Origin of the sequence: Novosphingobium sp. ZW T3_23 (assembly GCF_044987305.1) — a bacterium.
In the GTDB taxonomy this organism is placed as follows: Bacteria; Pseudomonadota; Alphaproteobacteria; order Sphingomonadales; family Sphingomonadaceae; genus Novosphingobium.
In genome coordinates this window covers 32296-55238 of sequence record NZ_JBJDRF010000036.1, presented here as the reverse complement: position 1 = coordinate 55238, position 22943 = coordinate 32296, and the positions used below count along the sequence as shown (strand labels likewise).

The window sequence follows — 22943 nt, the reverse complement described above, 5'->3', positions numbered from 1 at the left end:
GGCATCCTGCTGGCGCGGCCGGCATTCCGCGAAGAGACCGCAATACCTGCATCCAGGTTCTCAATCCCGGGGAGATCGAAAACTTCGTCGAGTAGCTCGATGGAGAGAGGAAACCGCTTTACAAGCCTGCGCGATCAGTTGGCATCGCTTTCGTTGATCGTGGCAGCTAGGGCAAGGATCGTGCTCGTGTGCCGCAAGGCCACTGCTTGCCGATCCGCGCCGTAACCGCCGCCCAGCGTACTCGCCAAAGGAATGCCGCGCCGCTTGGCTTCTGTTGCCACGAAGCGATCACGCTCTGCGAGGCCTTCGTCAGTCACGGACAGCCGGCCAAGCTTGTCTGCCACATGCACATCGACGCCTGCCTGCAGCAGGATCAGTTCCGGCATGAAATGCTCAAGGACCATGGGCAGCGATCCGGCGAGAGCGTCCAGATAGCCCGCATCGCCCGTTGCATCGGGCAGCCCGACATCCAGCGAAGAGCGCGCCTTGCGGGTGGGGAAGTTCTTCTCGGCATGGATGGAGAGCGTGAAGATGTCGCTCCGCACCGCGGTCAGGGCCGCCGTGCCATCCCCTTGGTGCACGTCGAGATCGAGGATGAGGATGCGCGAGACGTCACCCTCCTCGATCAGCCTGTTGGCGGCGAGCGCCAGATCGTTGAACACACAATAGCCCGCGCCGGTATCGGCCAGGGCGTGGTGGCTGCCGCCAGCGGAATTCGCGGCATAACCGTGCCGCAGCGCCAGCTTCGCCGCTAGCCATGTTCCGCCGGGGGAGAGCTGTGATCGCCGGGATATGCGCTTGTCGATCGCGAAACCGATCCGCCGCTGCTTGGCCATGGGCACCGAACAACCGATCACCTCGTCGACATAAATGGGGTCGTGGACAGCCTCGAGCCACTCTCGCGGCATCACTTCGGGCGTGTGGACCGTCATCGTCGCGCCGCTCTCGCCCAGCATCCGCATGACCAGCGCATACTTGTCATGCGGAAAAGTGCCCGCGCACTCGGTTTCGACCACGTAGCCGGGATGATGGACGACATGAAGCATGGCCTTACGGGTAGAACGCCTGGGCACCCAGGTCGAGCAGCATTGCCCCGCCTAGTTACGGGCGGCCGGCTGCCTTGCGAGGCCTCCAGGAAAGCGAACCGCGCTCGATCGAGATCTGCCTCCAATTGGCATCTGGTGCGTTGGGACGATATGCCGCACCATAAGCTGACCTTGCCCACCAAAATATGCCTCTCCTGCCAGCGGCCGTTCGCGTGGCGGAAAAAATGGGCGCGGGACTGGGATAGCGTCAAGTTCTGCTCGGATCGCTGCCGGACTGCAGGGGTGACGAAGCGGCCATGATAACGCTCACCGGGAAAAAGCTGTGCGGAAACCATCGGCTGGCCATGCCTTACCGCACCTGGGACCGCAATCAGAAGAAGACCGACAAACCACCCGTGCGTGAGCAGCAGTTTGCCTTCGCCAACTGGATAAAAAAGCCGGCCATCCTACGCAAACCGTGGATGATCTGTTCGACCCTTCCCGGACGCTCAGAGGTCAAAACTCAATCCTTAGATGCGGAATATCCGCTTCGGCATTCTGGGCCCGAGACTTTGAAGGGTCGGGCGCTTTCGTAAGAAAGCCTTTGGTTGTTCTAAGACTTCAGTTGAACAAATGACGTTTGTTTTGGAATTCAACCGGCGGCATGGTTGTGCGTCCATGCCGCCGACGTCGATTGAAGTTTTTAGATGTGTGTTGCGGGAACTACAGTGTGCCGCGCAGCGTAACGGTGAAGGCGCGGGGCGAGCCATAGCGCGCGCTGCCGATGAACAGCCCGGAGTAATAGGTCTTGTCGAAGACGTTATCGACATGCACCGCCAGCGAGAATTGCGGCGAGAGGCGATAGTTCGCCATCAGGTCCACGATTGCGAAGCTACCCTGGGTATAGATTTCGTCGTTCGGCCCGGTTCCATCGGCCGTCGTCTTTCCCTGCCAATTCACGTTGCCTCCCAGCGTCAAACCGTCGAGGTCGCCCGGAAGGCTATAGGCGGTGAACATCTTGAAGGTGTTCCTGGCGATCTGTGGTAGCTGGCGCACGCCATCCCGGTCCTCGGCACGAGCGTTGGCGAAGCCGCCGGCCACGCGCCAGCCGGGCAGGATCTCGCCGTTGACTTCGAGTTCGAAGCCGGAAGACTTCATGCCCGACACCGCGTGATAGGCGGCGCTGCCATCCGGCGCGAAAATGCCCGGACCATCGGCAAGGGCGTAGTTGTCCTGCTTCATCTTGAACACCGCCGCGCTGGCGCTCAGCTTGCCGTCGAGGAAATCGGCCTTGAGCCCGGCTTCGTAGGTATTGCCTTCCAGCGGTGCGATCATGTCGCCCTCGACCGTGCGCTGGGTCTGCGGCTCGAACACGCTGGCGTAGCTGACATAGGCGGAGACCGTCTTTGTAATATCCAGCACCACACCGGCATAAGGCGTGAACACGGCCTTTTCACGGATGCCTGGGGTCCAGGTCCGGCCTCCCGTGGAGCCCTGCGAATAGCTATCCTGGCGCCACCATGTAAGGCGCCCGCCCGCGATGATCGACAGCGGCGCGATCGGCTTGAGCCGGGCGACACCGGAGGCCGCAGTGGTCCTGATGCGATTGCCGCCAAGGTCGCCGGTGGCCGACAGGTCGGGCTTGGGGAACTTGCCGTCCTTGAAGAATTCGAGCGCGTTGACCGTGGAGTCCATGTACTCGGGGCCGTCCCACCAGCCGGGATAGAGCGTCTGGTCATCGTCGAACTGCGCGTGGCTAAGCGTCAGGGCAACATGCTGTTCCTGCCCCAGCGCCTCGAAGCTGCCGCGCAAGTTGGCGTAGACGGCATCGAGTGTGAGATCGGAAGCCCAGCGCGTGGCGTAGAGGTTGCCGCCAAGGCCGGTCTGCTTGTCGATCGCGGAGCCGAAGAAATAGCCGATCGATTCGTCATAGGAGCCGGACTTGTGCTCCGCATCGATCTGGAAGTGCCAGTTTTTGTCGAAATCGTGCGCCAGCGAAGCGAAGAGGTTCACGCTCTTGCGGTTGAAATCGGACCAGTCCGTGCCGCCGTTGGTCGAGCGCGCGAAATCGGTCTTCGTGCCGTCCGTGAAGAACAGCGGCACGCCGCCGCGCGATGCGCCCTTGTTGCGGAAGTTCTGGTATTCGATCCCGGCGGTCAGCAGCGTGTTCGGCGTCAGATCGGCCTCGACGATGCCGTAGAGCGCCTGCCGTTTGGCGTGCTCGCGATCGATGAAGGTTTCGTTGTCCTGCAACGCCCCTGCCACGCGCGCGCGAACACGGCCGTTGGCGGTCAGCGCTCCCCCAAGGTCGCCTTCGACACGGTACATATCCCAGGATCCGACGGTCGCGGCGGCGCTGGCGCGGGTAGTCGTACCCGGTCGCTTGCGTACCATGTTGATTGCGGCGGAGGGCTGGCCGGTGCCGGTCATCATGCCGGCGGAGCCACGAATGACCTCGATCCGATCATAGGCGACCATGTCGGCGGTATCTTCTGTGAAGCCGTAGATATTGGTCGGCCGGGCAACGCCGTCGACCAGGTAGTTCTTCACCTCGAAGCCGCGGGCGGTATAGTTGGTGCCGTCCGTACCGAGCGCGCTCGACCGGTTGGACTGGATGCCGACGACCTGTTCCATGACAGCGGCGATGTCGAAGAGTCCTTGCTCCTCCATCCGGGCGCTGTCGAGCACGGTTACCGATTGCGGCGTCTCGCGGGAAGACAGGCTAAGTCCGGTCGTCTCCGCAGCTCCGGTGACGACGATCGAATTGGGATCGGGATCCGCGTCGCTTTTTTCATTTCCGGTGTCGGCGCGAGCAGGCGTGGCAATCAGCAAGCTGATCGCGAGCATCGATGCAGCGGCATGATGGGCGCGGATCTGGGTTCGGATGGAAATTTGCGGCCTCCCTTTTTGGTAAGCGCTGTTCGCGCATGACCGGAAACCCTTAGGCTTCAGATCGCCCGGCCCGTTAATGCGAATGCGTGTCATATGCAACGTGATTGTGCGCGAATTTTGTCAACGAGCAGAGATCTTCGGGAAACACTTCCCAAATCATTCAAGATCAGACACAAAACCCTATGGCCAGCGTCATTACGGCCTTAACCGTCGCAATGCCCGGTGCGTCGGGTGCAACGCGGAGGCCCTTCGCGTACCCGCGCTGCAGCGACCTTCACGTGCGTTTCGTCGCCAACCAACCCAAGCGGCTGACCGGGTGTGCGGCCACCGTGACAATATTTAACGTAGCGCAGGGGCCCCTAAGAAGCGTTGCACGGAGGATGTCCAAAGAAGCCAAGACGGAGCGGCTTCCGATTGACAGTTTTCTTTTCGTACAGGCCAAGGTGGGCGGAAGAAATGACAGTTAAAACGGCGGGTTCTAGGCAAAAGATTCGCTAAACCTGCTCTTACCAATTCTCACTTGGCAACTGTTCTGCAAGATTGCGCCGTCCGTTAACGGTGGGCTTTCGAATCTTAATCGGGCCATGCTCAGGCGCCGTGTGAAGATACCGATGTAACGACAGCAGGTTCATGCCTGGCACTCGCGTCCTGTTCGACCATCGCCAGTATTCTCGGCGGTGCATTTCGCTGCGTTGCATCGATTTGCCTGAGCTGAGCGCTCATCCGATGTCGGTCAACCTGCAGCAAAACATAGCCTGTGTGCTGCACGTCGCTGAACCGGATATGCGGATTGTTGGCCAAAACATCACCGAAACGTCCCGGAGGCGGCGACTGCGCAGCCAAAGCAGACGTCACGATTTCGGTGCCGACCGTCGGGCTTGAAGCCGGACCGTGCTTCAGATCATTGACCCAGAAACTGTGAATGTCGCCACTAAGCACGACGGCGCTGTTCACAGATGGGCAGCCCAGCTTTTTCGTCAGTCGATCTCGGGCAGCGGGATAGCCGTCCCACTGGTCGCTCCATACCTTCTCGCCTGTCCCGTCCAGTGCCAGAGGAGCGAAAAATACGCCTTGAGCCAAAAGGGACCAGGGGCGACGTTCACGTTGGAGGCGCTGGTCAAGCCATGCTTCCTGCGCCGCACCCAGCATTGATCGGTCGGTGCCGTTGCGTTCGTGGCAGTGATCAAGCTTCACGTTGCGCGCAACGTGCGCAGCGGCGCAGGCCGGAGCATCTCGATACTGGCGGGTATCCAGCATGGAAAGGGAGGCAAGCTCGCCCCAATCCACGCCCCGGAACAGCCGCGGCATGGGTCTCGAGCGCCATAGGCTGGGGCGGATCGGCATATGTTCGAAATAGGCCTGGTAGGCTGCTGCCCGGCGCGGAGCGAAGACTTCTGGTGGCAACCCTTCGCGATTTGCAAGCGCAGCGTAGTCGTTCAGGACTTCATGGTCATCCCAGGTGACCAGCCACGGGAACAGCCGATGCGCCTCTCGCAAGTCGGGATCGCTGCGATAGAGCGCGTAGCGCGCGCGATAGCCTTCGAGGTCGATGGGGTCGGGTGCACCGAAACTGCGGACTTTCGGCTGGTCGGGGTAAGCCTGTTCGTAGATGTAATCGCCAACCTGGACGATAAGATCGGGCGCTGCGGCGATCATGTCGCGGTAGGCGTGCAACCAGCCGAGTTCCCAATGCTGACAGGAGGTCATGGCAATGCGGAGGCGGTCGGCGTTCAACGGCACGGTCTTCGTGCGACCGATCGGGCTGGTCGCGCCCAGCGCGTGGAAGCGATACCAGTAGGTGCGCCCCGGTGCCAATCCACCCAGTTCGACGTGAACGCTGTGAGCGGCCGCTGGGTGGGCGATTTCGAAGCCGGTTCGCACGATGCGGCGGAACGCCTCGTCCTCAGCAACCTCAAAGCGGACGGTGACGGCGCGCGGGGGTAAAGGGGTCGCGGCCGGACCAACGAGGCGAGTCCACAGGACGAAACCATCCTGCGCTGGATCGCCGCTGGCAACCCCCAGGGCGAATGGATCGGCGCTTGCGGCAAACGCGTCCACTCGGGGAAAGGTCTGCGTGCTGAGCGCGGCCATAGCGACTAGCACCGCCCGGCGATGCCACCCGAAGCTTTGCGGAAAATCGTGCATGACCGCGCCGCTATCCGCCCTTTCAGACAGAGATGTGACAATCGGTGTCCCCGAAATGTCATTCACACCGCCTAACGGCCGCGTCCGGGTTCGCGAAAAAGGACAAGGGCGTTGGCCTGGTTACGGGACGCAGATCGCTGGTTCATCGATGAAGTGCTGCCGCATCGCGCGGCTTTCCGGCGTCAGGCCGCGCGCCTGGTTGCGCCTGCCGATGCCGAGGACCTGGTGCAGGAAGCCTATGCCCGCGCCATCGATGCCGCACATCAGCGCAAGATCGCCAATCCGCGCGGCTTCGTCCTGACGATCATCCGCAACCTTGCGCACGAACGTCACCGCCGCGCGACCGTAGTGCGCTTCGAGCATCTGGCCGACATGGAAGCGATGGATTTCGCTGACGGCGCGCCCGACCAGTTCGCCGTAGTCTCGGGCCGGATCGAGCTTTCGCGGCTGATGGAATTGATGGAAACGCTGCCCCCTCAGGCGCGCACGGTGGTGCAGTTGCGGCGTTTCGAAGGAATGTTGCCGCGCGACATAGCGGTGAGGATGGGCTTGTCCGTCTCTACAGTGGAGAAGCATCTTGCGAAGGGGCTGGCCATTCTGGCCTGCGCGTTGCAGGAAGCGCCACCGCAGGCAAAAGGACCAACGATTTCACGCCTATGGCAACGCCGCCGAAACCGAGCAAACTGATGGAAGAAGCGGCCGCGTGGTTGGCCGCACTGGACGCCGGATCGGCCACGCGCGAGGACTTCGAAGCCTGGCGCGCGGGCGATCCCCGGCGCGCGGTCGCGTTTGCGCAAGTCGTCGATGCGTTCGAGCAGATCGAAGCGTTACGCCCTGTTCATGAGCCCCTGCGCCGTCCCTCGCGGCTCAACCGCCGCAACCTGCTGCGCGGCGGCATGCTGGTGGGCGGAGCCGCACTGGCAGGCGGCTTCGCCATGCAGGCGGCTGCCCGCGAACACGCGGAGACAGGCGTGGGCGAGACACGCACGGTGATGCTGGAGGACGGTACGCGAGTATCGTTGAACACGGACACCCGGATAAGCTGGCGCATCAAGGGCAACACACGATCGCTCTGGCTGGAGCGGGGCGAGATCGCGCTCGACGTGCGCGCGGTCACGGGGCCGCCCTTGCGCCTTTCCGCCAACGGCATGCGCTTTGAACTGAAGCCAGGCACCTTCAACGCACGCCGCGAGCCGGAGACGGTGGCACTGCTGGTGCTCAAGGGTGCCGCCGATGCTGAACGCCGGCCCGTTCACGAAGGCGCGCTGGCGCAAGTCATCGGACGCGAACTCGCCGTGGCTCCGGCCGAGGCCGTGGCAATCGACCGGGCCAGAAGTTGGCAGAGCGGCCAGTTGGTCTTCGAAGGAGAGAGCCTCGACTTCGTGGTGGCCGAGTTCAACCGCTACCTCGACGACAAGCTGGTGGTCGCCGACCCCCGGCTTTCGCGCATCCGCCTTGGCGGACGATTCACCAATACCGACCCGGCCGAATTGCTCAAAGCGCTCGGCGCATCCTTCGGCATTCACGCCCGCCGCAGCGAGAGCGGCGCGATCATGCTTTCGGCAAGCTGAACATTTTTTGCATTGCGATAGAGGTGGGCGCGGCTTCGCCCATCTCCCTTTCCGAGACACGGTTTTCCCGGAGGGCAAGAATGCCAGTTCACTCTATTGCACTACCCATGATCCTTGCGATTTCGCCCGCCAATGCGGCACAGGATCGAATTGTCAGCTTCGATATTCCCGCGCAGAACATGGCAACCTCGCTCAACGAGTTCGGCCGCCAGGCAGACGTGCAGATGGTGTTCCCCTACGACACCGTGGCGGGCCTGCGCTCGGCGCCGCTCAAGGGTCGGTTCACCCGCGCCGAAGCGATCCGCCGCCTGATCGCCGGTCGCGGCATGAAGATCGCCTTCGAGGGTTCGAGCATGATCTCGCTCGCCGCCGAACCGCGTTCGCTCAAGCGCGAAGTCGCCGCGACCGACGCGGCTGCGGGCGGCGACATCGTCGTCACCGCACAGAAGCGCGAAGAGGATCTCTCCAAGGTTCCCGCCGCCCTCACCGTCGTTTCGGGGGACGAAGTCGAGAAGCGCAAGATCACCGACTTCACCAGCCTGGTCGACGAAGTTCCGGGCCTTTCGATCAACTACAGCACCGGCGGCGAAAGCTACGGCCTGCTCTCCATCCGCGGCATAGGCGGCGCAGACGACTATAAACCCAACGGCAGCCCTTCGGTCGCACTGCACGTTGACGGCGTCTACCAGAGCTCCAACGCCTATCTTGGCATGCCGCTGTTCGATCTTGAGCGTATCGAAGTACTGCGCGGGCCGCAGGGCACGCTCTACGGCCGCAACACCACGGCGGGTGTGATCAATGCAATCACGCGCGGCGGCAGCGACCACTTCGAAGGCTATGTCGATGCCCGCTACGGCAGCTATGACAGCTTCCGAGCCGAAGCGGCCTTCGGCGGGCCGCTGAGCGACAATGTGCGCATGCGCATCGCTGTGATGACCGATCAGGGCGGGGGCTTTATGCACGGCATGGGCGCGGGCGATCTGGCCGGCGCGCAGCTCAGCGTGGGCGGTGTGGTCCAGACGCAGGTTCCCGCGATCACCGACCCCGGCGAGCGCAAGGGCTTTGGCGACAAGGACCTGTTCGCCGCGCGCGGCACGCTTGACATCGATCTGGACGCCGACACCTCGCTGACCCTCAAGGCTTTCGCCAGCCGCGACAGGGGCGACACCCGACAGTATGACCGCATCAACGCGGCTCAGGACACCAGCGTGCTCAATGCGGGCGAGGACAGCGATCCATACACCTTCTATTCGGCCAAGTACTTTCGCCAGAAGATCGACATTCAGGGAGGTTCGGCTCAGCTATCGCACGTAATCAACGACGACCTGCGCCTCGACGTCGTGGTCGGCGCGCAAGCCAGCCAGCGTCAGGTCGGCGGCAACGGAGACGGCACCCCTTATCCCCAGTACGAGTATCTGTTCGACGAAAAGCTCAGCGAGGCCTCGTTCGAAGCGCGCCTGCGCAACGAACAGCAGGGCCGCTTCAACTGGGTGGTCGGCACCTTCATCATGAGCGACACGATCGACTACCAAAGCCAGTGGACTAGCTGGGCTGCTCGTACGATCTATCACAACATCCACAGCCAGCGCCGCCGTTCGGGCGCGGTCTTCGGACAGGCCGACTTCGAAGTGATCCCCGACGTGCGGGTAACCGGCGGTCTTCGCTATACCAGCGACCAGATCGATTCCACGGGCCGAAACGTCGACGACGATCCTTGGGGCATCACCTATTACAACACGCTGTTCGCCTCGACGAACAACTTCAACTGGGACAAGCAGTTCAAGGACAGCGACGTCTCGGGCCGCGCTTCGGTGCAGTGGTTCATCAACGACGATCTCAACGTCTTCGCTTCGGTTGCGCGCGGCTATCGTTCGGGCGGCTTCGACGGGACCTCGATCATGACGCTGGCCGAAACCGAGCCGTTCCAGTCTGAAACGGTGTGGGCCTACGAGGCGGGCGTACGATACTTCAACGGGCCGATCCGTCTGTCGCTCGATGCTTTCGCCAACGATTTCGACAACCTGCAGGCGACCACCCGCCTGGCGAACGACACCAACGGGCGCACCAACGTCGGCAAGGCGAAGACGCGCGGCTTTGAAGGATCACTGAACCTGACGGTGTTCCGTTCGGGCAGCCACCAGCTCGATTTCGATGCTTCAGGAACCTACCTGTTCTCCGAGATCACCGAGTTCAACTCTGCCCGCATCGCCGACGTTTTGGCGACCGTGGGCGATCCGCTGCCGGGCGCACCCAAATGGACCGGCCGCGCCGGCCTTGTCCACGACTACAGCTTCGGCGAAGGCTGGAAGCTGGAGAGCCGCGTCAACGTGTTCTACCACGGCAAGGAATCGAACCGCCTCAATGCGCTGCCGAACAACACTTCGGCTGCCTACACGCTGCTCAATGCCCGCATCGAACTCCAGTCGCCGCACGGCTGGTCGGTCTATGCGATGGGGCGCAACATCACCGATGAAGTCTATTTCCCGGAATTGAACGGCGCTGCCCGTCTGGTCGGCGCCCCGGCGACTTACTCGGTGGGCTTCCGCGTGGCCTTCTGATCGTTCAACCGAAGGGTGGCTCCTGTGGGGCTACCCTTCAGTCACTGGAAACTCGGCGTGCCTGGTTTCTGGATATCTGTGACAGACCTCAGAGGGGTCTGTCAGGCGCAAACGTCTAAAATAACAGGCGGCGCCAAATGAGCGACATAGCCACTTGGCTGCAGCCGTACCAGGAGGGAACGTAGTCGATCGTCCCAGTGTAATCTGCTCGACAGTCTGAGCCGCACGCGCGAAGCTACGGGCATGGATTTCATGAAGATCATCGAGTCGCTCGATGAGGCCCTCTACAGCGTCATGAGCTGGCTAATTTTCTATCCGATGACACTTTGGCGAACGATCGTCCAACCTCAGAGTATGATGGACTATGCCGATCGCGAAGTCTCTGATCGTCCGGAAGAGCAGTATGACGACGCGATCCGCCCACCTCTTTTCCTGTTTCTGACGTTGCTCATATCGCACGGCCTCGAAGTCGCGACGGTCGCGCGCAACCCGCTCCTATCTGACACGCACGGCTTGGCGGCTTTGGTCGACAGCGACCTGGCGCTGCTGGCGCTCAGGATGCTGCTGTTCAGTCTATTTCCGTTAATGATGGCGGTCCGCCTGTTGCGTCGCCAGCACACACGCTTAAACCATGCCAGCCTGCGCCGTCCCTTTTACGCCCAGTGCTACACGGCGGCCCCATTCGCATTGATGTTGGGGATAGGCACCCTGGTACCGAATCTGCCGTTAGCAGGCGCACGTATCATTTCGGTCGGAGTGATTGGTGCGGGGACTCTATGGTACTTCGTCACGATGGCCCGGTGGTTCGCACGAAAATTGCACGTGCCCCTTCTCGTCGGCGTTGGCGACGCGTGCGTTGCCTCCCTCTACAGCATCGCCTTGTTCGTAGTCGCCGCAATCATCGTTCACTAGGCGAGGGCTAGCCTATCATAGGCAGCTCTGACATTCCGGCAGAAAAGTGGGAGAACTGCGATGCAAGTGACAATTTCGGTGGCGTGCGCATTGTCCGTAATGGTTGCGGCGCCGGCTTTGGCACAGTCCGAGCCCGCCGACGACGCGATCAATCTGATCTGCTTGGGGCAAGGCGAGAAGCTCGGGTCAGGATATGTAAATACTCTGGAGTGGGATCGATACGATCACAAGTATCGGACACGCAGCGGTGTTCAAACAGAGATGCAAAGCTTTTCATCGGCCGTGACCCTCCAGATATACGGCGATGACGGCCGCATTCGCTTGCCGGAAAAGTTGATTCCGCCGCTCAATTCGGGCGGCGATCATCAGCACTGGTGGCAACTGGACGACCTGATTGTGGGCGCTGACGAGATTCGCGCCAGCTATCGACTGAACGGGCTGAACAAGCCAAAGCTAAGGATTGACCGGAAAACTGGAGAGATCAGTATAAAGGGGACGGGGCAGGACTTTTCCGGCACTTGCGATAAGGTCGATCCCGGACAGAAGCGGTTTTGATGGTCCAAGCCAAGCCTACCAAGATCGACCCATGGCGGTCGTTGACGGCTTATTCGAAAACCGTCAGCTTGGCGATATGAAGACCCGCATTCTGATCGCTGCGCTTGTCGCTCTGCTCGTTGGCATTTCAGCAGGTTGGACTGGTCGCGGCTTCATCGCGCGCGACCGTTGTTTGGATCGTGGTGGTGCTTGGGATACCGAACTAGACGCCTGCAAACTGCCAATCCGGAGCGGCAACTAATCACCCATTCCCGATGCTCAGGTGTCAATTTTCGGTCCCTAGGTGCGGACTGTCCGCTCATCCGTCGGCGATTGCGAGCCTGGAAGGCGAAACGAAGTCCGCGTAACGGCCCCTTCGCACTGAAATCGCACGACGCGAAGAAATCGTCGCCCTCGTTGAAGGTCAGAAGGTACCTGTCGCCGACTTGGGCCAAATAGGACAAAAATGCCCAATAGGCGATGCGTTACCTCGAACCCACCCAGGTTGGCGAACAGTCCGGTATTGCCCACATGCTTCGACGGTGGGGCAAGGGAATGTTGCCGATCGTATTCTGCTCCACCGAGATGACGCTGCTCCTGTAACTGTAGCTCCGTAAAAACCGAAGCCGTTGAGTAGTCCTGGCAGCATCCGCGACCCTGCAATGATGTCGCCACTGCCCGACGATGTCATTGCCGCACCAGATCGAGAGGTTTCATAGCTTCCGCATCATCGTGGAAACTCCTGTGCACCATGATCGCCAGCCTCAAAGCAGCTTGTCGAGCGTGATGGGCAGGTCGCGGACACGCTTGCCGGTCGCGTTGTAGATCGCGTTGGCGACGGCGGCGCCGGTGCCTGTGATGCCGATCTCGCCGATGCCGCGCGCGCCCATCGGGGCGTGGGGGTCCGGGAGGTCGGTCCAGATCACGTCGATCTCGGGCACGTCCATTTGAACCGGCACATGGTATTCCGACAGGCTGGGGTTCATCACCCGCCCCTTGCGCTCGTCGAACTGCGCCTCCTCCATCAGCGCGAGGCCCAGACCCATGATGATCCCGCCACGAAACTGGCTGGTCGCCGTCTTGGGGTTGAGGATGCGCCCGCAATCGAACGAGCCGAGGAAGCGGCTGACACGCGGCTCGCCGGTCACTGCGTTCACACGCACTTCGCAGAACATCGCGGCGTGGCTGTGCATCGACCAGTGCATCGTCTCCAGCGGCGGCGGCCCCTCGGCCTCCACGCTGACCGTGTCCTGCCCGGCACGCGCGAGGATGGAGGCGTAGCTTTCGTGCCTCGCCGGCCCGTCGGCCTTGCACAGCCCTTCCTCCCGGCTGACCACCTCGTCCGCGCCGAGCCCCGCCAGCGGGGAGTCGTTGCCGGCAAGCTTGAGCAGCGCTTTCACCAGTTCACGGTGCGCGGCACCGACCGCCGCGCCGATCGCCGCGGTCTGCTGCGATCCGCCTGCAAGGACGACGCCTGGCAGGGTGGAATCGCCGTAGTTGAACGTCACCCGGTCGAGCGGCAACCCGAGGCGCTCGGCCGTGACCTGCGTCTGCGCGGTCGCAGTGCCCATGCCCATCTCGTGCGCGGCAATGTCGATGATTGCTCGACCCTCGCGCGTGAGGGTGATCCGTGCGGCGCCTCCGGGCATGCGGTAATAGGGATAAGTCCCGGTGGCGCAGCCCATGCCGACGAGCCATTCTCCTTCCCTCCGCATCCCCGGGCGCGGATCACGCCCGGCCCAGCCGAAGCGCTGCGCGCCATCGCGCCATGCCTGTACGATGTGGCGGGAGGAGAACGGCAGGCCCGTGGCCGGATCCTTCTCCGGCTCGTTGCGGATGCGCAGTTCGATCGGGTCGATGCCGAGCGCCTCGGCCAGTTCGTCCATCGCGCTTTCCAGCGCGAACGTGCCGACCGACTCCCCCGGCGCGCGCATGAAGGTGTTCGCCAGCATGTCCAGTTCCACTATCTGCACGTCGAGCTTCAGCGTCTCCGACGCATAGGCGCTGCGCGTCGGCAGAATGAACGGCTCGGGCATCGCGTTGGTCGCGGTCTTGATGGTTACGCCGGTGTGGATCAGCGCCTTGAGCTTCCCCTCGCGATCAGCGCCGAGCGCGACGCGCTGTTCGGTCGGCGAGCGGCCGCCGACCACGCGATAGACCCCCTCGCGCGACAGGACGAGGCGCACCGGACGGCCCGTCACCTTCGCTGCCATGGCCGCGAGAACCTGATGCTGCCACAGGCATTTGCCGCCGAAGCCGCCGCCCACGAAGGGTGAAGTGATGACGACCTTCTCCTCGGGCATGCCGAACATCTGCCCGATCGACCAGGCGGTATGCGCGACGAGTTGCGAGGCGTCGTGGATGCGCAGCACGTCGCCCTGCCACGCGGCGGTGACGCCGTGCAGTTCGATCGCGTTATGGTTGTGGCGCGGCGTCAGGTACTCTGCATCGACGCGCACCTCGGCCTCCGCCAGTGCCGCCTCCGCATCGCCGCGCTCGTCGTGCAGCTGCTGGCCCATGAACATCGCGGGCCGAGTGCCCTGCCCCCGTGCCTGGGCGAAGGAGGTGAGCGCAGGCTCTTCTTCGTACGCCACGCGGATGAGCGAGACCGCATGGCTGGCCTCCTCCTGCGTCCCGGCGAGGACGACCGCCACCGGCTCGCCGTTCCAGCGGATGTCGTCGCCCTGCATGATCGGCAGGTCGTCTCCACCTGCCGCCTTGGGGGCGGACATGAACACCGGTGGCAGCGCGAGGCGCGGGGCATTGCGATGGTCCATCACTGCGACGACGCCTGGCGCGGCCTCGGCAAGCGCGGTGTCGATGGCGGCGATGCGGCCCTTGGCGATGGTGCTGAAGACCAGCGCGGCATAAACCATGCCCTCCATAGGGAATTCCGCCGCAAAGCGCGCCTGCCCGGACACCTTGAGCGGGCCGTCGATCCGAGACAGCGGCTTGCCGACATGCCCGTAGCGCTCCCGGATCAGGGGATCGGGCTCGCCCCCCGGAACCCAGCTGTCGGGGGCGAGCGCCACCGCCTTCGCCATGGCGCTCTGAACCGCACCTTGTATCGCCTGCTTGGCGTCGCCTACGATGCTCATGCGATCTCTCCCGCAAGTTCCTCAAGCACGGCGACCATGGTCCGGCGCGCGAGTTCGATCTTGAAGCCGTTGCCCGACAGCGACCGTGCCTCCGCAAGCTCGGCGTCGGCCGCCGTCGCGAAGGCCAGCGACGCCGCCGGACCTCCGCGCAGTACCGCCTCGGCCCGCGCTGCGCGCCATGGCTTGTGCGCCACTCCGCCAAGCGCGACCCGCACGTCGCGGACATGCCCATCCTCGACTTCGAGCACCGCCGCGACCGAGACCAGCGCGAAGGCGTAGCTCGAACGGTCGCGCACCTTGCGATAGGTCGAGCGGGCGGACGGAGACAGCGGCGGCAGTTCGATGGCGGTGATGAGTTCGCCCGGCTCCAGCATCGTCTCGATTTCCGGCCGATGGCCCGGCAGGCGGTGGAGATCGGCCAGCGCGATTTGCCGCGTGCCTTCCTCGCCGCGCAGATGGACCACGGCATCCAGCGCGGCGAGCGCCACGCACATGTCCGAAGGATGCACCGCCACGCACAATGCCGATGCGCCGAGGATCGCATGATTGCGGTTGAAGCCGTCGATCGCGTCGCAGCCCGAGCCCGGACGCCGCTTATTGCAGCGCGATCCCGCCTCGTCATAGAAGTAGGCGCAGCGGGTCCGCTGGAGGACGTTGCCGCCCACGGTCGCCATGTTGCGAATCTGCGGGCTGGCGCCTGAAACGATGGCGCGGGTGAGCAAGGGGTAGCGCCGGCGCACCAGCCGGTGCTCCGCCAGCGCGGTATTGCGCACGGCGGCGCCGATCAGCAGGCCGCCGCCGTCCAGTTCCTCGATCCCGCGCGAGAGTCCGGTGACATCGACGAGGATTTCCGGCCGCTCGATCGTCTCGCGCATCAGATCGACGAGGTTGGTGCCGCCGCCCAGATACTTCGCGCCGGCAGCGCCGCCCTGCCGGACGGCATCGGATGTATCGGCGGTGCGCGTATAGGTGAAGGGGTTCATTCGGCCGCCTCCACAAGAGTTTCCTGCGAATAGGTTTCGGCGATGGCCGCCACGATGCCGTTGTAGGCGCCGCACCGGCAGAGATTGCCGCTCATCCTCTCGCGCAGTTCGTCGTGGCTGAGATCGATGTCACAGTCCGAGAGGTCGACGGTCACATGGCTCGGCACGCCGCGCGCGATCTCCGCCGCCATGCCGACCGCTGAGCAAATCTGCCCCGGCGTGCAGTAGCCACACTGGAAACCGTCATGCTCGACGAAAGCCTGCTGCAACGGGTGCAGGTCACCCGGCTGCCCCAGCCCTTCGATCGTTGTAACCGATCGTCCTTCGAACTGGACGGCCAGCGACAGGCAGGACAGCATGCGTTCTCCGTCGACAAGCACGGTGCAGGCACCGCAGGCGCCCTGATCGCAGCCCTTTTTGGTCCCGGAAAGGTGTAGGTGCTCGCGCAGGAAATCCAGAAGCGAGACGCGCGGGTCGCGCGGAATTTCGGCGGCCTCGCCGTTGACGGTCATGGACATGCGTGAACCTCTCGCATCAGGCATGCCCGACGTGGCCCTGCCTCGCACCTGAACAACCTTCCCGAATGCGATTGGTGCCCGGCTGGCGCTCATCGGACCAGTGCGTGCGGCGGTACGATGGCGAGCCGGACATCAGGTCGCAACGATGCGCAGCGATTTCTCGATCTCGCCGCCGCAATAAGCGTCACCGTATTTCTCGCGGATGTTCCCGGCCATTCGAGCCAGTCGCGGCATTGCCTGCATCCGCCGGGTCAGGGCGGCTCCCCGAGGCGCGGTATTCACAAGAAGCGCAGCGATCTCTTCGAAACGGTCGGCCACCGTCGAGAAGAGTACGGCTGTAACGATATCTGCCGCTCCCGCATCGTCGGTCCCCAACAGGGTGCCACGTTCTTCCCCAAGCCCGTTCGCCGATCCGGTGCCTTCCCAGATGTCCGTCCACCGGGTCAGGCGCGGCACGAACTCGGCCTATTTCTCTTCGGTCCACATCTTGCGCCCGCCATCAAGCGTCAGTTCGTCCAGCACGTCGTTCGCATCGTTGACAACTTCTCACGGAGGTAGAGCCCGGTGGCAGGCATCTCGGCAATGGCGAATGCGCTCGCGTTGTCGACGAGGACCGGCGGCCCCATGAGGCGGACCGGCTGATCAGCGGGCGCGAGGGCCATGAGTTCGCCGATTTCGTCGCTGTCGTGCTCCGTCCAGCTCTTCCCCGCACAGGCGAGGATCCCGCGGATGAACTGCCCGCGAAGCGGAACGGGTCAATAGTAGAGATCGAAGTCGGCCAGGGCGTGCAGGTTCCCGTGCAAGGTGTCACCGCACCCCATGCGCCGCGCTCCAAGCTGTTTCGTATGCGCCCGCGACCCAGCCCAGCACTCGCCCGCCTGGTCGGAAAGGTCCATGAGAACTCCTCGCCCGTTCGCGGGCTATCGACCGGCAGAAGGAGTTGCGCGATGACCGTTCTCGAAGCACGCATGATCGGCATCGCCGTGGATTGCCCAATGGAAGAGGCCTACGCCTTTGCCAGCCGGCCCGAGAACTTCCCGAAATGGGCCGCAGGCATGTCGACCGCGCTCCACCGCGATGGCGGCGAATGGCGGGCCGAGACTCCGCTGGGAGAGGCCACGGTCAGGTTCAGCCCTGCCAACGGTTTCGGCGTGCTCGACCACTGGGTGATGCTGCCCGGCAAGCCCGTGATCCATATCCCGCTGCGGATGGTCGAGAACGGCACCGGGACCCAGGTTGTGTTCACGCTGTTCCGACAGCCGGGTATGAGCGACGGGGATTTCGATCAGGACGCCGCGATGGTCGAGAAGGATCTCGCCACGCTCAGGCAGCTGCTGGAAAGTCGCGAGCCTGCCGGGAGCGATCAGCCGTGACCGCCAACTTCGAGGTGGATGCCGAAACCGACGAGGGCCTCGATCTGGGCGAGCCGCGGGATGTCGAGGAGCGGCGCACGGATTCGTCCCTGAAGTCGTGCGTCTTCAGGGCGAGAGGAAGTGCGGCGGCCTGCCCTTGCCCTCACCTTGTCGGGCATCGCGGCGGGCATCGCGACCGCGCAGTCATTTCTGTGCGAACTTTTCCTGCGCAGCAACCTGCCCGACCCCGACTGGGCGCCGCTCGTCTATATCCTGGGCAAGCTCGAACTCCAGCACTGGACACACACCCTTGACGCTGGGAATCCCCGTCGGGTTCATCATGGCGGCGGCCGCCTGGGTGCTTGCCAACGTGCGCGGCAGCGAGTTCTGGCTGGTCTTCGCGTTGACTTACGTGATCGCGCTGGGCGGCTTGGCGCACGTCGTCACCGGCTCGTCGCAGGCCAGCTTCCTGTGGCTCAGCGGCAGCATCGGAATCGGCGAGGCTTGGCTGGAATTCACGCTGCCTACGCTGGCGGGCAACATCATCGGCGGCACGGGACTGTTCACCGTTCTCGCCCATGGGCAGATTCGCGGCGACCTCAGCGCCTAGGCATAACGGCATGCAACAAGGTATCGAGACGCGAGGCAGTTGGAGCACAGCCCATCCGATCATGTGCACAACTGACCATACTTAATTGATTATTCTGGGAAAACACCTGTTCCATCTGCGCAGGCCCTCCCCATATCTCGCTCATGGCCCAGCATGAAACCACAATGCATCGCCGGGCGATGATGATGGCGGGCGCGGCCATGGTGGTCGGCGCCTGCTCACGGTCCTCTTCGCCCCTGAAGCCCACACCGCTTGCGGCACCTTCCCTGCCGCCCGGAAAGCTGGCAAGCGTACCCGCGACCGTTCGCAGCGACAGCGCGCCGAAGACGTTCTCCACGGTCAACCCCGGGCTCCTGCGCAAGGCGCTGGCTTCGCTCGACCGGCATGGCGACCGTATCAAGCAGCGCGACCGGATCGCGATAGTGGATTTCTCGGCATCTTCCTCGGACATGCGCATGCATTTCCTCGATGTCGTCGACGGCAAGGCATCGCGCCAGCTGGTGGCACACGGCTCCGGTTCCGACCCGCATCACACCGGGTTTGTGGACAGGTTCTCCAATGCGTTCAACTCCAACGCGTCGAGCGAGGGCGCATTCCTTACGCAGGACTATTACGTCGGCAAGCATGGCCGATCGCAGCGGCTCGTCGGCCTCGACGCCACGAACAGCAACGCGCTGGATCGCGCGGTGGTCGTCCACAGCGCCTGGTACGCAAACGAGGAGATGATCCCGGCTCATGGCAAGCTCGGTCGCAGCCAGGGCTGCTTTGCAGTCGGTGAGAACAAGCTCGACGACGTGTTCTCCTTCCTCGGCAAGGGTAGAATGATCTTTGCGGCAAGAACCTGATTTCGGCCCTGAAATTCGGGGTCCGGGCAACAACTCACTTTCCCGCTGGTTCTACTTGGGTCTTTCAAGGAGATCCATGTGCACAATCGGCTGCTCGTTTCCTCATTGTTTGCCGTTACCTGTGTGCTGGCAGCATGCGGTCCAGCTTCCGAAACGCCTGAAGCTCCTGCATCGGCCGTCAGCATCGACCAGGTCCACTGGACCGATGCGGCCCTGCGTGATCTTCGCGTCGCGATCGACGGGCGTGCTGTCCATGCGCTCGACCGGATGGCGTTCGCCATCGAAGGGCGTCCCGGCAATGCCGAAGGTGACCGCGCCCTGACGCAAAGCGCCCTGCGCTATGCAGCCGCGCTTGCACGCGGCAGAGCCGATCCGAAGAAGCTCTACGGCATCTACACTGTGCCACGGCCCGATGCCGACCTGCTCCCCGGGCTCGCCAGGGCGCTGGAAGACGGCGACCTCAAGGACTGGCTGGAAGGCCTCGCCCCGCAGGATGAGGGCTATCGCAGCCTGTCGAAAGCCTACCTGGCCCTGCGCGGCAGCAAGGATGCGCCGTCACCCGCCATCCCGCAGGATAACGAACCGCTCAGGCCGGGCGAGACCGATCCCCGTGTCGTGCGGATCGCACGCCAGCTCGTGGCGTCCGACTACCTCGATGGAAGGGATGCGCAGGGCGAGCACTACTCCCCGGCGATGGTGAAGGCCGTGCAGCGGATGCAGGCCGACTACGGGATCAAGCCGGACGGGGTGATCGGCAAGGATGCGCTGGAAATCCTCAACCTCTCAGATGCCGACAAGGCGCGTGCAGTCGCGGTCGCCATGGAGCGGATGCGGTGGCTGGATCGCGACCCGCCGAAGACCCGCATCGACGTCAACGTCGCCGCGGGCCGGCTGGTCTACTGGCGCGACGGAAAAATGGCCGATACCCGCAAGGTCGTCGTCGGAGAGCCGGAGAACGAGACCCCGCAACTGGGTTCGCCGATCTATCGCCTCGTCGCAAACCCCACCTGGACCGTTCCCCGCTCGATCCAGAGCAAGGAGATCGCAGGCAAGGGCAGTGGTTATCTGCGCCGTAACAACATGGCGTGGAAGGACGGCTGGATCGTCCAGCAGCCGGGTCCGAAGAACTCGCTGGGCCTCGTCAAGTTCGACATGAAGAACGAGCACCAGATCTACCTGCACGACACACCCGCCAAGCAGCTGTTCCAGGAGGTCCAGCGCCAGCGCAGCCACGGCTGCGTGCGCGTGGAAGACGCGCTGGGCTTTGCCGAGATGCTGGCGAAGGACGAAGGCGTTCTTGACGAATGGCGCCGCGCCCGCGCCACTGGGAAGGAGACCTTCGTGCCCCTCCGACGCGAGATTCCCGTGCGCCTGCTCTACCACACCGTCCTGTTCGGTGACGACGGCGAGCCGATGATCCGTTCCGACCCCTATGGCTGGAACGACCGCGTGGCGACTGCGCTCGGCTTCTCGGCAGGCAGCAGTCACCAACTACGCGCGAACGGCAGCGATGTAGGGCCATAACGTCCACCCGTGCGGTCATTTTTCGCCGTCAGTTCGCATACCGGGCGTCAGCCACACTTTGTCAACGCGACCTAGGTCCGCCCTGTAGTTGAGCCATCCGCGGCATAGGCAGACCATTGCGTCTCTTTTCGACCAAGGAGCAGTACGATGACCAATAGTATCTCTGATCTGCCATCCGGCACATTGCGCCAACGCATGATCGAGGACATGAACCTGCGACGGTTCGCCCGCAAAACCCAGTTCGACTATGCTCGGCACGTGAAGCGCTTTGCCGCTTAGTTTGGGCGCCCGCCTTGCGGCCGCAGCCGCGGCCGCGGGATGAGCGAAAATATCTGATTTTTCTAAAGAAATGATCGTCCTTAGACGGGACGCACCGGGACTGGATATGGTTGCGGGGACAAGATATAAAGACTTACGTAAATTATTCTTTTATAACACTGTTAGTTCCGACCCATCCGCAACCATCCCCAAACATAACCCTTGATCTACAGGTTGCGCCGAAACGTGCCTTTTCATTGCCGGCATGCTCGCGCGATCCAATTGAAATAGATTTCAACGGACCGCAATCCTTCTCGGAAGCCTGAGGCATTCGATTACCCGTATTGTTCGCTCAATCGGCTTTGACCAAGGCTGCGTCTTCATTATCGGTGCGCGCAACGTCCAGATAAACTTCAGCAAGACCTTAGCCGTACAACAAGAAGTATTGCGCAGCCGCCCATCGCACCGGCGATGAGGCCTCGCCGGAGCGGTGTGCGCCGCCGGAAGAGGAACAGGCGAATGCGCGGGGTCTTTGACTGGTTTCATTTCAGGGAACCGTGTCTTTTCATGCCCGTATCGACTTTGCGTAGTTTGCTCTCGCTATCGTATGCTCTTTCCATCTTCCCAGTCCCTGAGGCTGCCTTCGCCCAGGAGGACGCGCAGACGGATCGATCGCCAGGCCTGCAAGGGCAATCGCCGGAAGCGCCGCCGCCTTCGGCCAGAGCGCCATCGATCGATACCAAGGCCGCCACCTCAACCGGCGATAACGACGACCGGGCAAGGGCGCGCCGCGAGGCGGCGAAGTTCATGGAGTTCGATAAGCTCAGGACGCAAGGCCAAACGACTGACTTTCCCGGTGTCGGCCAGACACTCACTAAAGATGTCGGGGGCATCCGTTCCTGGCTCTACGATAGCGATCTCTATTTTCGCGGCGTCAGTTCGAACACCCTGACCCGAGATGTCTCCGGCAACGGGCTCGCCGATGGTGCGCAAAGCTACACCGGGCAAAAATTGACCTTCACCCAGAGCAATGAGTTGCGCCTGAGCTGGAAAGTCGGTGGAACAGGCGAGGACATCACCCAGATCAATGTTGGCGGACTTTTCAGCATCGCCAACTGGCGACAACTGGGGCCTTCGGGAGCCCGTTTCTCCAACCTCACTGTGTTCAGCAGTTTCCTCGATCGCACTATCGAAGTGAAGGCGGGATACAACCAGAACCTCTCCGATTTCGTAGGGATTTTCGCTGGCGGTAATCCCATTCTCGCCAGCGGCGTCGCCGGGTCGATCCCGTTGTCGACGGGCATGAGTGGCGGCACCGCCCTGGCACCCAGTTTCAATGTGCAGTTCAACGCGAAAGGCGGTTGGTACTCCAAGTCGGCGATCCAGCGCAGCATCCTGCCACAGGGCATGTCTGCCGATGCCGCCAGCGCCGGGGCCGGCCTGAAGTTCACCCGTCCCGGCGCCAAGGCGCTGTTCATTCAGGAAGTCGGCCTGCGGCGTCCATCCTCATCCGACAGCCGCCAGATTTGGCTGCGAGCCGGCGCAAGCTACAACACCACGCTTTATGACCGCCTCGATGGTGCCGGGCAGGAGCGCAACTGGTCGGCCTATGCCTTGGCGGATTATCAAGTGTACCAGCCCGATAAAACCATGGCCTACAAGGGCGTCTACCTTGGCGCCTCGGCATTGTTTGCGAAAGATACGGTCAACGTTTACAAGCGCAGTCTGGAAGCGCGGGTCTATGCGCTGGGTCTTGTCCCGGGCCGGCCCCTCGATCAGGTCACGGTCACCGTTGGCCTGAACAGCTTCAGTCGTACCGGCGCCCAGGCAGTCGAGCAGGCGGGCGGCATTGCGCATAAGAGCCAGTTTTCCCTCGGCGCACTTTACGCCTTCCACGCTCTTGACGGCCTGTTCCTCTCACCGTCGATCAACTACATCCGCAACCCCAGTTTCGTGGGCGACTTCAAGCCGGCGCTAAATTTGGGATTATCCGCGACCGTATTGTTCTGAAATCGCCATCGCCTGGCTGGAACGCCATCGAAATTCGAAACAAGGCCGCGGCGTCTCGCATCCAGAGTTCTTCGCGTTCTGCATAAGGCCCAGCTCCAGCTGGCTATC

21 protein-coding genes and 1 pseudogene are annotated in these 22943 nt (G+C 62.9%); 14 read left to right on the top strand and 8 right to left on the bottom strand.

Annotated features, from left to right (window positions below):
• Positions 1–134 precede the first annotated feature (134 nt).
• Positions 135–1046, bottom strand: coding sequence for a histone deacetylase (locus tag ACI3K3_RS17435; RefSeq protein ID WP_404915923.1), 912 nt, complete (start codon positions 1044–1046; stop codon positions 135–137).
• Between the two features lie 150 nt (positions 1047–1196).
• On the opposite strand from ACI3K3_RS17435, the gene ACI3K3_RS17430 reads away from it, so the two are divergent.
• Positions 1197–1346 carry a DUF2256 domain-containing protein gene (locus tag ACI3K3_RS17430; RefSeq protein ID WP_404915927.1) on the top strand — a complete coding sequence of 50 codons (150 nt, stop codon included), beginning with the start codon at positions 1197–1199 and terminating at the stop codon, positions 1344–1346.
• Positions 1343–1621, top strand: coding sequence for a hypothetical protein (locus tag ACI3K3_RS17425; protein ID WP_404915921.1), 279 nt, complete (start codon positions 1343–1345; stop codon positions 1619–1621). Before ACI3K3_RS17430 ends, ACI3K3_RS17425 begins: the two co-directional genes overlap by 4 nt.
• Positions 1622–1748: 127 nt before the next feature.
• Here the strand turns inward: ACI3K3_RS17425 and ACI3K3_RS17420 are convergent, their stop codons facing one another.
• Positions 1749–3872 carry a TonB-dependent siderophore receptor gene (locus ACI3K3_RS17420; protein ID WP_404915919.1) on the bottom strand — a complete coding sequence of 708 codons (2124 nt, stop codon included), beginning with the start codon at positions 3870–3872 and terminating at the stop codon, positions 1749–1751.
• 633 nt (positions 3873–4505) lie between these two features.
• On the bottom strand, positions 4506–6128 hold the full coding sequence (locus ACI3K3_RS17415; protein WP_404915917.1) for an alkaline phosphatase D family protein: 1623 nt from the start codon (positions 6126–6128) through the stop codon (positions 4506–4508).
• 45 nt (positions 6129–6173) lie between these two features.
• Between ACI3K3_RS17415 and ACI3K3_RS17410 the strand changes: the two genes are divergently transcribed.
• The 6 genes from ACI3K3_RS17410 (at position 6174) to ACI3K3_RS17385 (ending at position 11899) form a co-directional block, all read left to right on the top strand.
• Positions 6174–6749 carry an RNA polymerase sigma factor gene (locus ACI3K3_RS17410; RefSeq protein ID WP_404915915.1) on the top strand — a complete coding sequence of 192 codons (576 nt, stop codon included), beginning with the start codon at positions 6174–6176 and terminating at the stop codon, positions 6747–6749.
• Complete coding sequence (locus ACI3K3_RS17405; protein ID WP_404915913.1) at positions 6749–7633, top strand: FecR family protein; 885 nt, start codon at positions 6749–6751, stop codon at positions 7631–7633. Before ACI3K3_RS17410 ends, ACI3K3_RS17405 begins: the two co-directional genes overlap by 1 nt.
• Before the next feature lie 107 nt (positions 7634–7740).
• Positions 7741–10191 (top strand): TonB-dependent receptor, encoded by a 2451-nt coding sequence (locus ACI3K3_RS17400; protein ID WP_404915911.1) that lies wholly within the window; start codon positions 7741–7743, stop codon positions 10189–10191.
• A gap of 243 nt (positions 10192–10434) precedes the next feature.
• Positions 10435–11103 carry a hypothetical protein gene (locus ACI3K3_RS17395; RefSeq protein WP_404915909.1) on the top strand — a complete coding sequence of 223 codons (669 nt, stop codon included), beginning with the start codon at positions 10435–10437 and terminating at the stop codon, positions 11101–11103.
• Between the two features lie 60 nt (positions 11104–11163).
• Positions 11164–11658 carry a hypothetical protein gene (locus tag ACI3K3_RS17390; protein WP_404915907.1) on the top strand — a complete coding sequence of 165 codons (495 nt, stop codon included), beginning with the start codon at positions 11164–11166 and terminating at the stop codon, positions 11656–11658.
• Between the two features lie 31 nt (positions 11659–11689).
• Positions 11690–11899 (top strand): hypothetical protein, encoded by a 210-nt coding sequence (locus ACI3K3_RS17385; protein ID WP_404915905.1) that lies wholly within the window; start codon positions 11690–11692, stop codon positions 11897–11899.
• 502 nt (positions 11900–12401) lie between these two features.
• Here the strand turns inward: ACI3K3_RS17385 and ACI3K3_RS17380 are convergent.
• The 4 genes and pseudogenes from ACI3K3_RS17380 to ACI3K3_RS17365 all read right to left on the bottom strand — a co-directional run bounded on the left by ACI3K3_RS17380 (position 12402) and on the right by ACI3K3_RS17365 (position 16722).
• Positions 12402–14735, bottom strand: a complete 2334-nt coding sequence (locus tag ACI3K3_RS17380) for a xanthine dehydrogenase family protein molybdopterin-binding subunit (protein WP_404915903.1) — start codon at positions 14733–14735, stop codon at positions 12402–12404.
• Positions 14732–15718 (bottom strand): FAD binding domain-containing protein, encoded by a 987-nt coding sequence (locus tag ACI3K3_RS17375; RefSeq protein WP_404915901.1) that lies wholly within the window; start codon positions 15716–15718, stop codon positions 14732–14734. The genes ACI3K3_RS17380 and ACI3K3_RS17375 overlap by 4 nt, the downstream gene beginning before the upstream one ends.
• On the bottom strand, positions 15715–16236 hold the full coding sequence (locus tag ACI3K3_RS17370; protein ID WP_404915899.1) for a 2Fe-2S iron-sulfur cluster-binding protein: 522 nt from the start codon (positions 16234–16236) through the stop codon (positions 15715–15717). The genes ACI3K3_RS17375 and ACI3K3_RS17370 overlap by 4 nt, the downstream gene beginning before the upstream one ends.
• Before the next feature lie 132 nt (positions 16237–16368).
• Positions 16369–16722, bottom strand: a pseudogene (locus tag ACI3K3_RS17365) (hypothetical protein).
• Between the two features lie 461 nt (positions 16723–17183).
• On the opposite strand from ACI3K3_RS17365, the gene ACI3K3_RS17360 reads away from it, so the two are divergent.
• Positions 17184–17609: an SRPBCC family protein gene (locus tag ACI3K3_RS17360; protein WP_404915897.1), complete on the top strand. Its 426-nt coding sequence runs from the start codon at positions 17184–17186 to the stop codon at positions 17607–17609.
• Here ACI3K3_RS17360 and ACI3K3_RS17355 read toward each other — a convergent pair.
• The gene (locus ACI3K3_RS17355; protein ID WP_404915895.1) at positions 17600–17779 is read right to left on the bottom strand and encodes a hypothetical protein; all 180 of its coding nucleotides are present in this window, start codon (positions 17777–17779) and stop codon (positions 17600–17602) included. The two genes, ACI3K3_RS17360 and ACI3K3_RS17355, sit on opposite strands and share 10 nt — an antisense overlap.
• 119 nt (positions 17780–17898) lie before the next feature.
• Here ACI3K3_RS17355 and ACI3K3_RS17350 point away from each other — a divergent pair, with 119 nt between their 5' ends.
• The 5 genes from ACI3K3_RS17350 (at position 17899) to ACI3K3_RS17330 (ending at position 22835) form a co-directional block, all read left to right on the top strand.
• Positions 17899–18198 (top strand): formate/nitrite transporter family protein, encoded by a 300-nt coding sequence (locus ACI3K3_RS17350; protein WP_404915893.1) that lies wholly within the window; start codon positions 17899–17901, stop codon positions 18196–18198.
• A gap of 143 nt (positions 18199–18341) precedes the next feature.
• Positions 18342–19043: a murein L,D-transpeptidase catalytic domain family protein gene (locus ACI3K3_RS17345; protein ID WP_404915891.1), complete on the top strand. Its 702-nt coding sequence runs from the start codon at positions 18342–18344 to the stop codon at positions 19041–19043.
• Positions 19044–19166: 123 nt separating this feature from the next.
• Entirely contained in the window at positions 19167–20567 is a 1401-nt protein-coding gene (locus ACI3K3_RS17340; RefSeq protein WP_404915889.1) for a L,D-transpeptidase family protein, read from the top strand.
• A gap of 147 nt (positions 20568–20714) precedes the next feature.
• The gene (locus ACI3K3_RS17335; protein WP_404915887.1) at positions 20715–20846 is read left to right on the top strand and encodes a hypothetical protein; all 132 of its coding nucleotides are present in this window, start codon (positions 20715–20717) and stop codon (positions 20844–20846) included.
• A 546-nt stretch (positions 20847–21392) separates the two neighbouring features.
• Positions 21393–22835: a carbohydrate porin gene (locus tag ACI3K3_RS17330; protein WP_404915885.1), complete on the top strand. Its 1443-nt coding sequence runs from the start codon at positions 21393–21395 to the stop codon at positions 22833–22835.
• The last annotated feature ends 108 nt before the right edge of the window (positions 22836–22943 follow it).

Excerpts from the sequence above, each read along its gene's own strand:
- ACI3K3_RS17390 (WP_404915907.1), top strand. The coding sequence starts at position 11,164 with ATGCAAGTGACAATTTCGGTGGCGTGCGCATTGTCCGTAATGGTTGCG.
- ACI3K3_RS17425 (WP_404915921.1), top strand. The coding sequence starts at position 1,343 with ATGATAACGCTCACCGGGAAAAAGCTGTGCGGAAACCATCGGCTGGCC.
- ACI3K3_RS17430 (WP_404915927.1), top strand. The coding sequence starts at position 1,197 with ATGCCGCACCATAAGCTGACCTTGCCCACCAAAATATGCCTCTCCTGC.
- ACI3K3_RS17345 (WP_404915891.1), top strand. The coding sequence starts at position 18,342 with ATGGCCCAGCATGAAACCACAATGCATCGCCGGGCGATGATGATGGCG.
- ACI3K3_RS17385 (WP_404915905.1), top strand. The coding sequence starts at position 11,690 with ATGGCGGTCGTTGACGGCTTATTCGAAAACCGTCAGCTTGGCGATATG.
- ACI3K3_RS17370 (WP_404915899.1), bottom strand. The coding sequence starts at position 16,236 with ATGTCCATGACCGTCAACGGCGAGGCCGCCGAAATTCCGCGCGACCCG.
- ACI3K3_RS17380 (WP_404915903.1), bottom strand. The coding sequence starts at position 14,735 with ATGAGCATCGTAGGCGACGCCAAGCAGGCGATACAAGGTGCGGTTCAG.
- ACI3K3_RS17405 (WP_404915913.1), top strand. The coding sequence starts at position 6,749 with ATGGAAGAAGCGGCCGCGTGGTTGGCCGCACTGGACGCCGGATCGGCC.
- ACI3K3_RS17395 (WP_404915909.1), top strand. The coding sequence starts at position 10,435 with ATGGATTTCATGAAGATCATCGAGTCGCTCGATGAGGCCCTCTACAGC.
- ACI3K3_RS17400 (WP_404915911.1), top strand. The coding sequence starts at position 7,741 with ATGATCCTTGCGATTTCGCCCGCCAATGCGGCACAGGATCGAATTGTC.
- ACI3K3_RS17375 (WP_404915901.1), bottom strand. The coding sequence starts at position 15,718 with ATGAACCCCTTCACCTATACGCGCACCGCCGATACATCCGATGCCGTC.
- ACI3K3_RS17435 (WP_404915923.1), bottom strand. The coding sequence starts at position 1,046 with ATGCTTCATGTCGTCCATCATCCCGGCTACGTGGTCGAAACCGAGTGC.
- ACI3K3_RS17335 (WP_404915887.1), top strand. The coding sequence starts at position 20,715 with ATGACCAATAGTATCTCTGATCTGCCATCCGGCACATTGCGCCAACGC.
- ACI3K3_RS17355 (WP_404915895.1), bottom strand. The coding sequence starts at position 17,779 with ATGCCCGCCGCGATGCCCGACAAGGTGAGGGCAAGGGCAGGCCGCCGC.
- ACI3K3_RS17420 (WP_404915919.1), bottom strand. The coding sequence starts at position 3,872 with ATGCTCGCGATCAGCTTGCTGATTGCCACGCCTGCTCGCGCCGACACC.
- ACI3K3_RS17330 (WP_404915885.1), top strand. The coding sequence starts at position 21,393 with ATGCCCGTATCGACTTTGCGTAGTTTGCTCTCGCTATCGTATGCTCTT.
- ACI3K3_RS17360 (WP_404915897.1), top strand. The coding sequence starts at position 17,184 with ATGACCGTTCTCGAAGCACGCATGATCGGCATCGCCGTGGATTGCCCA.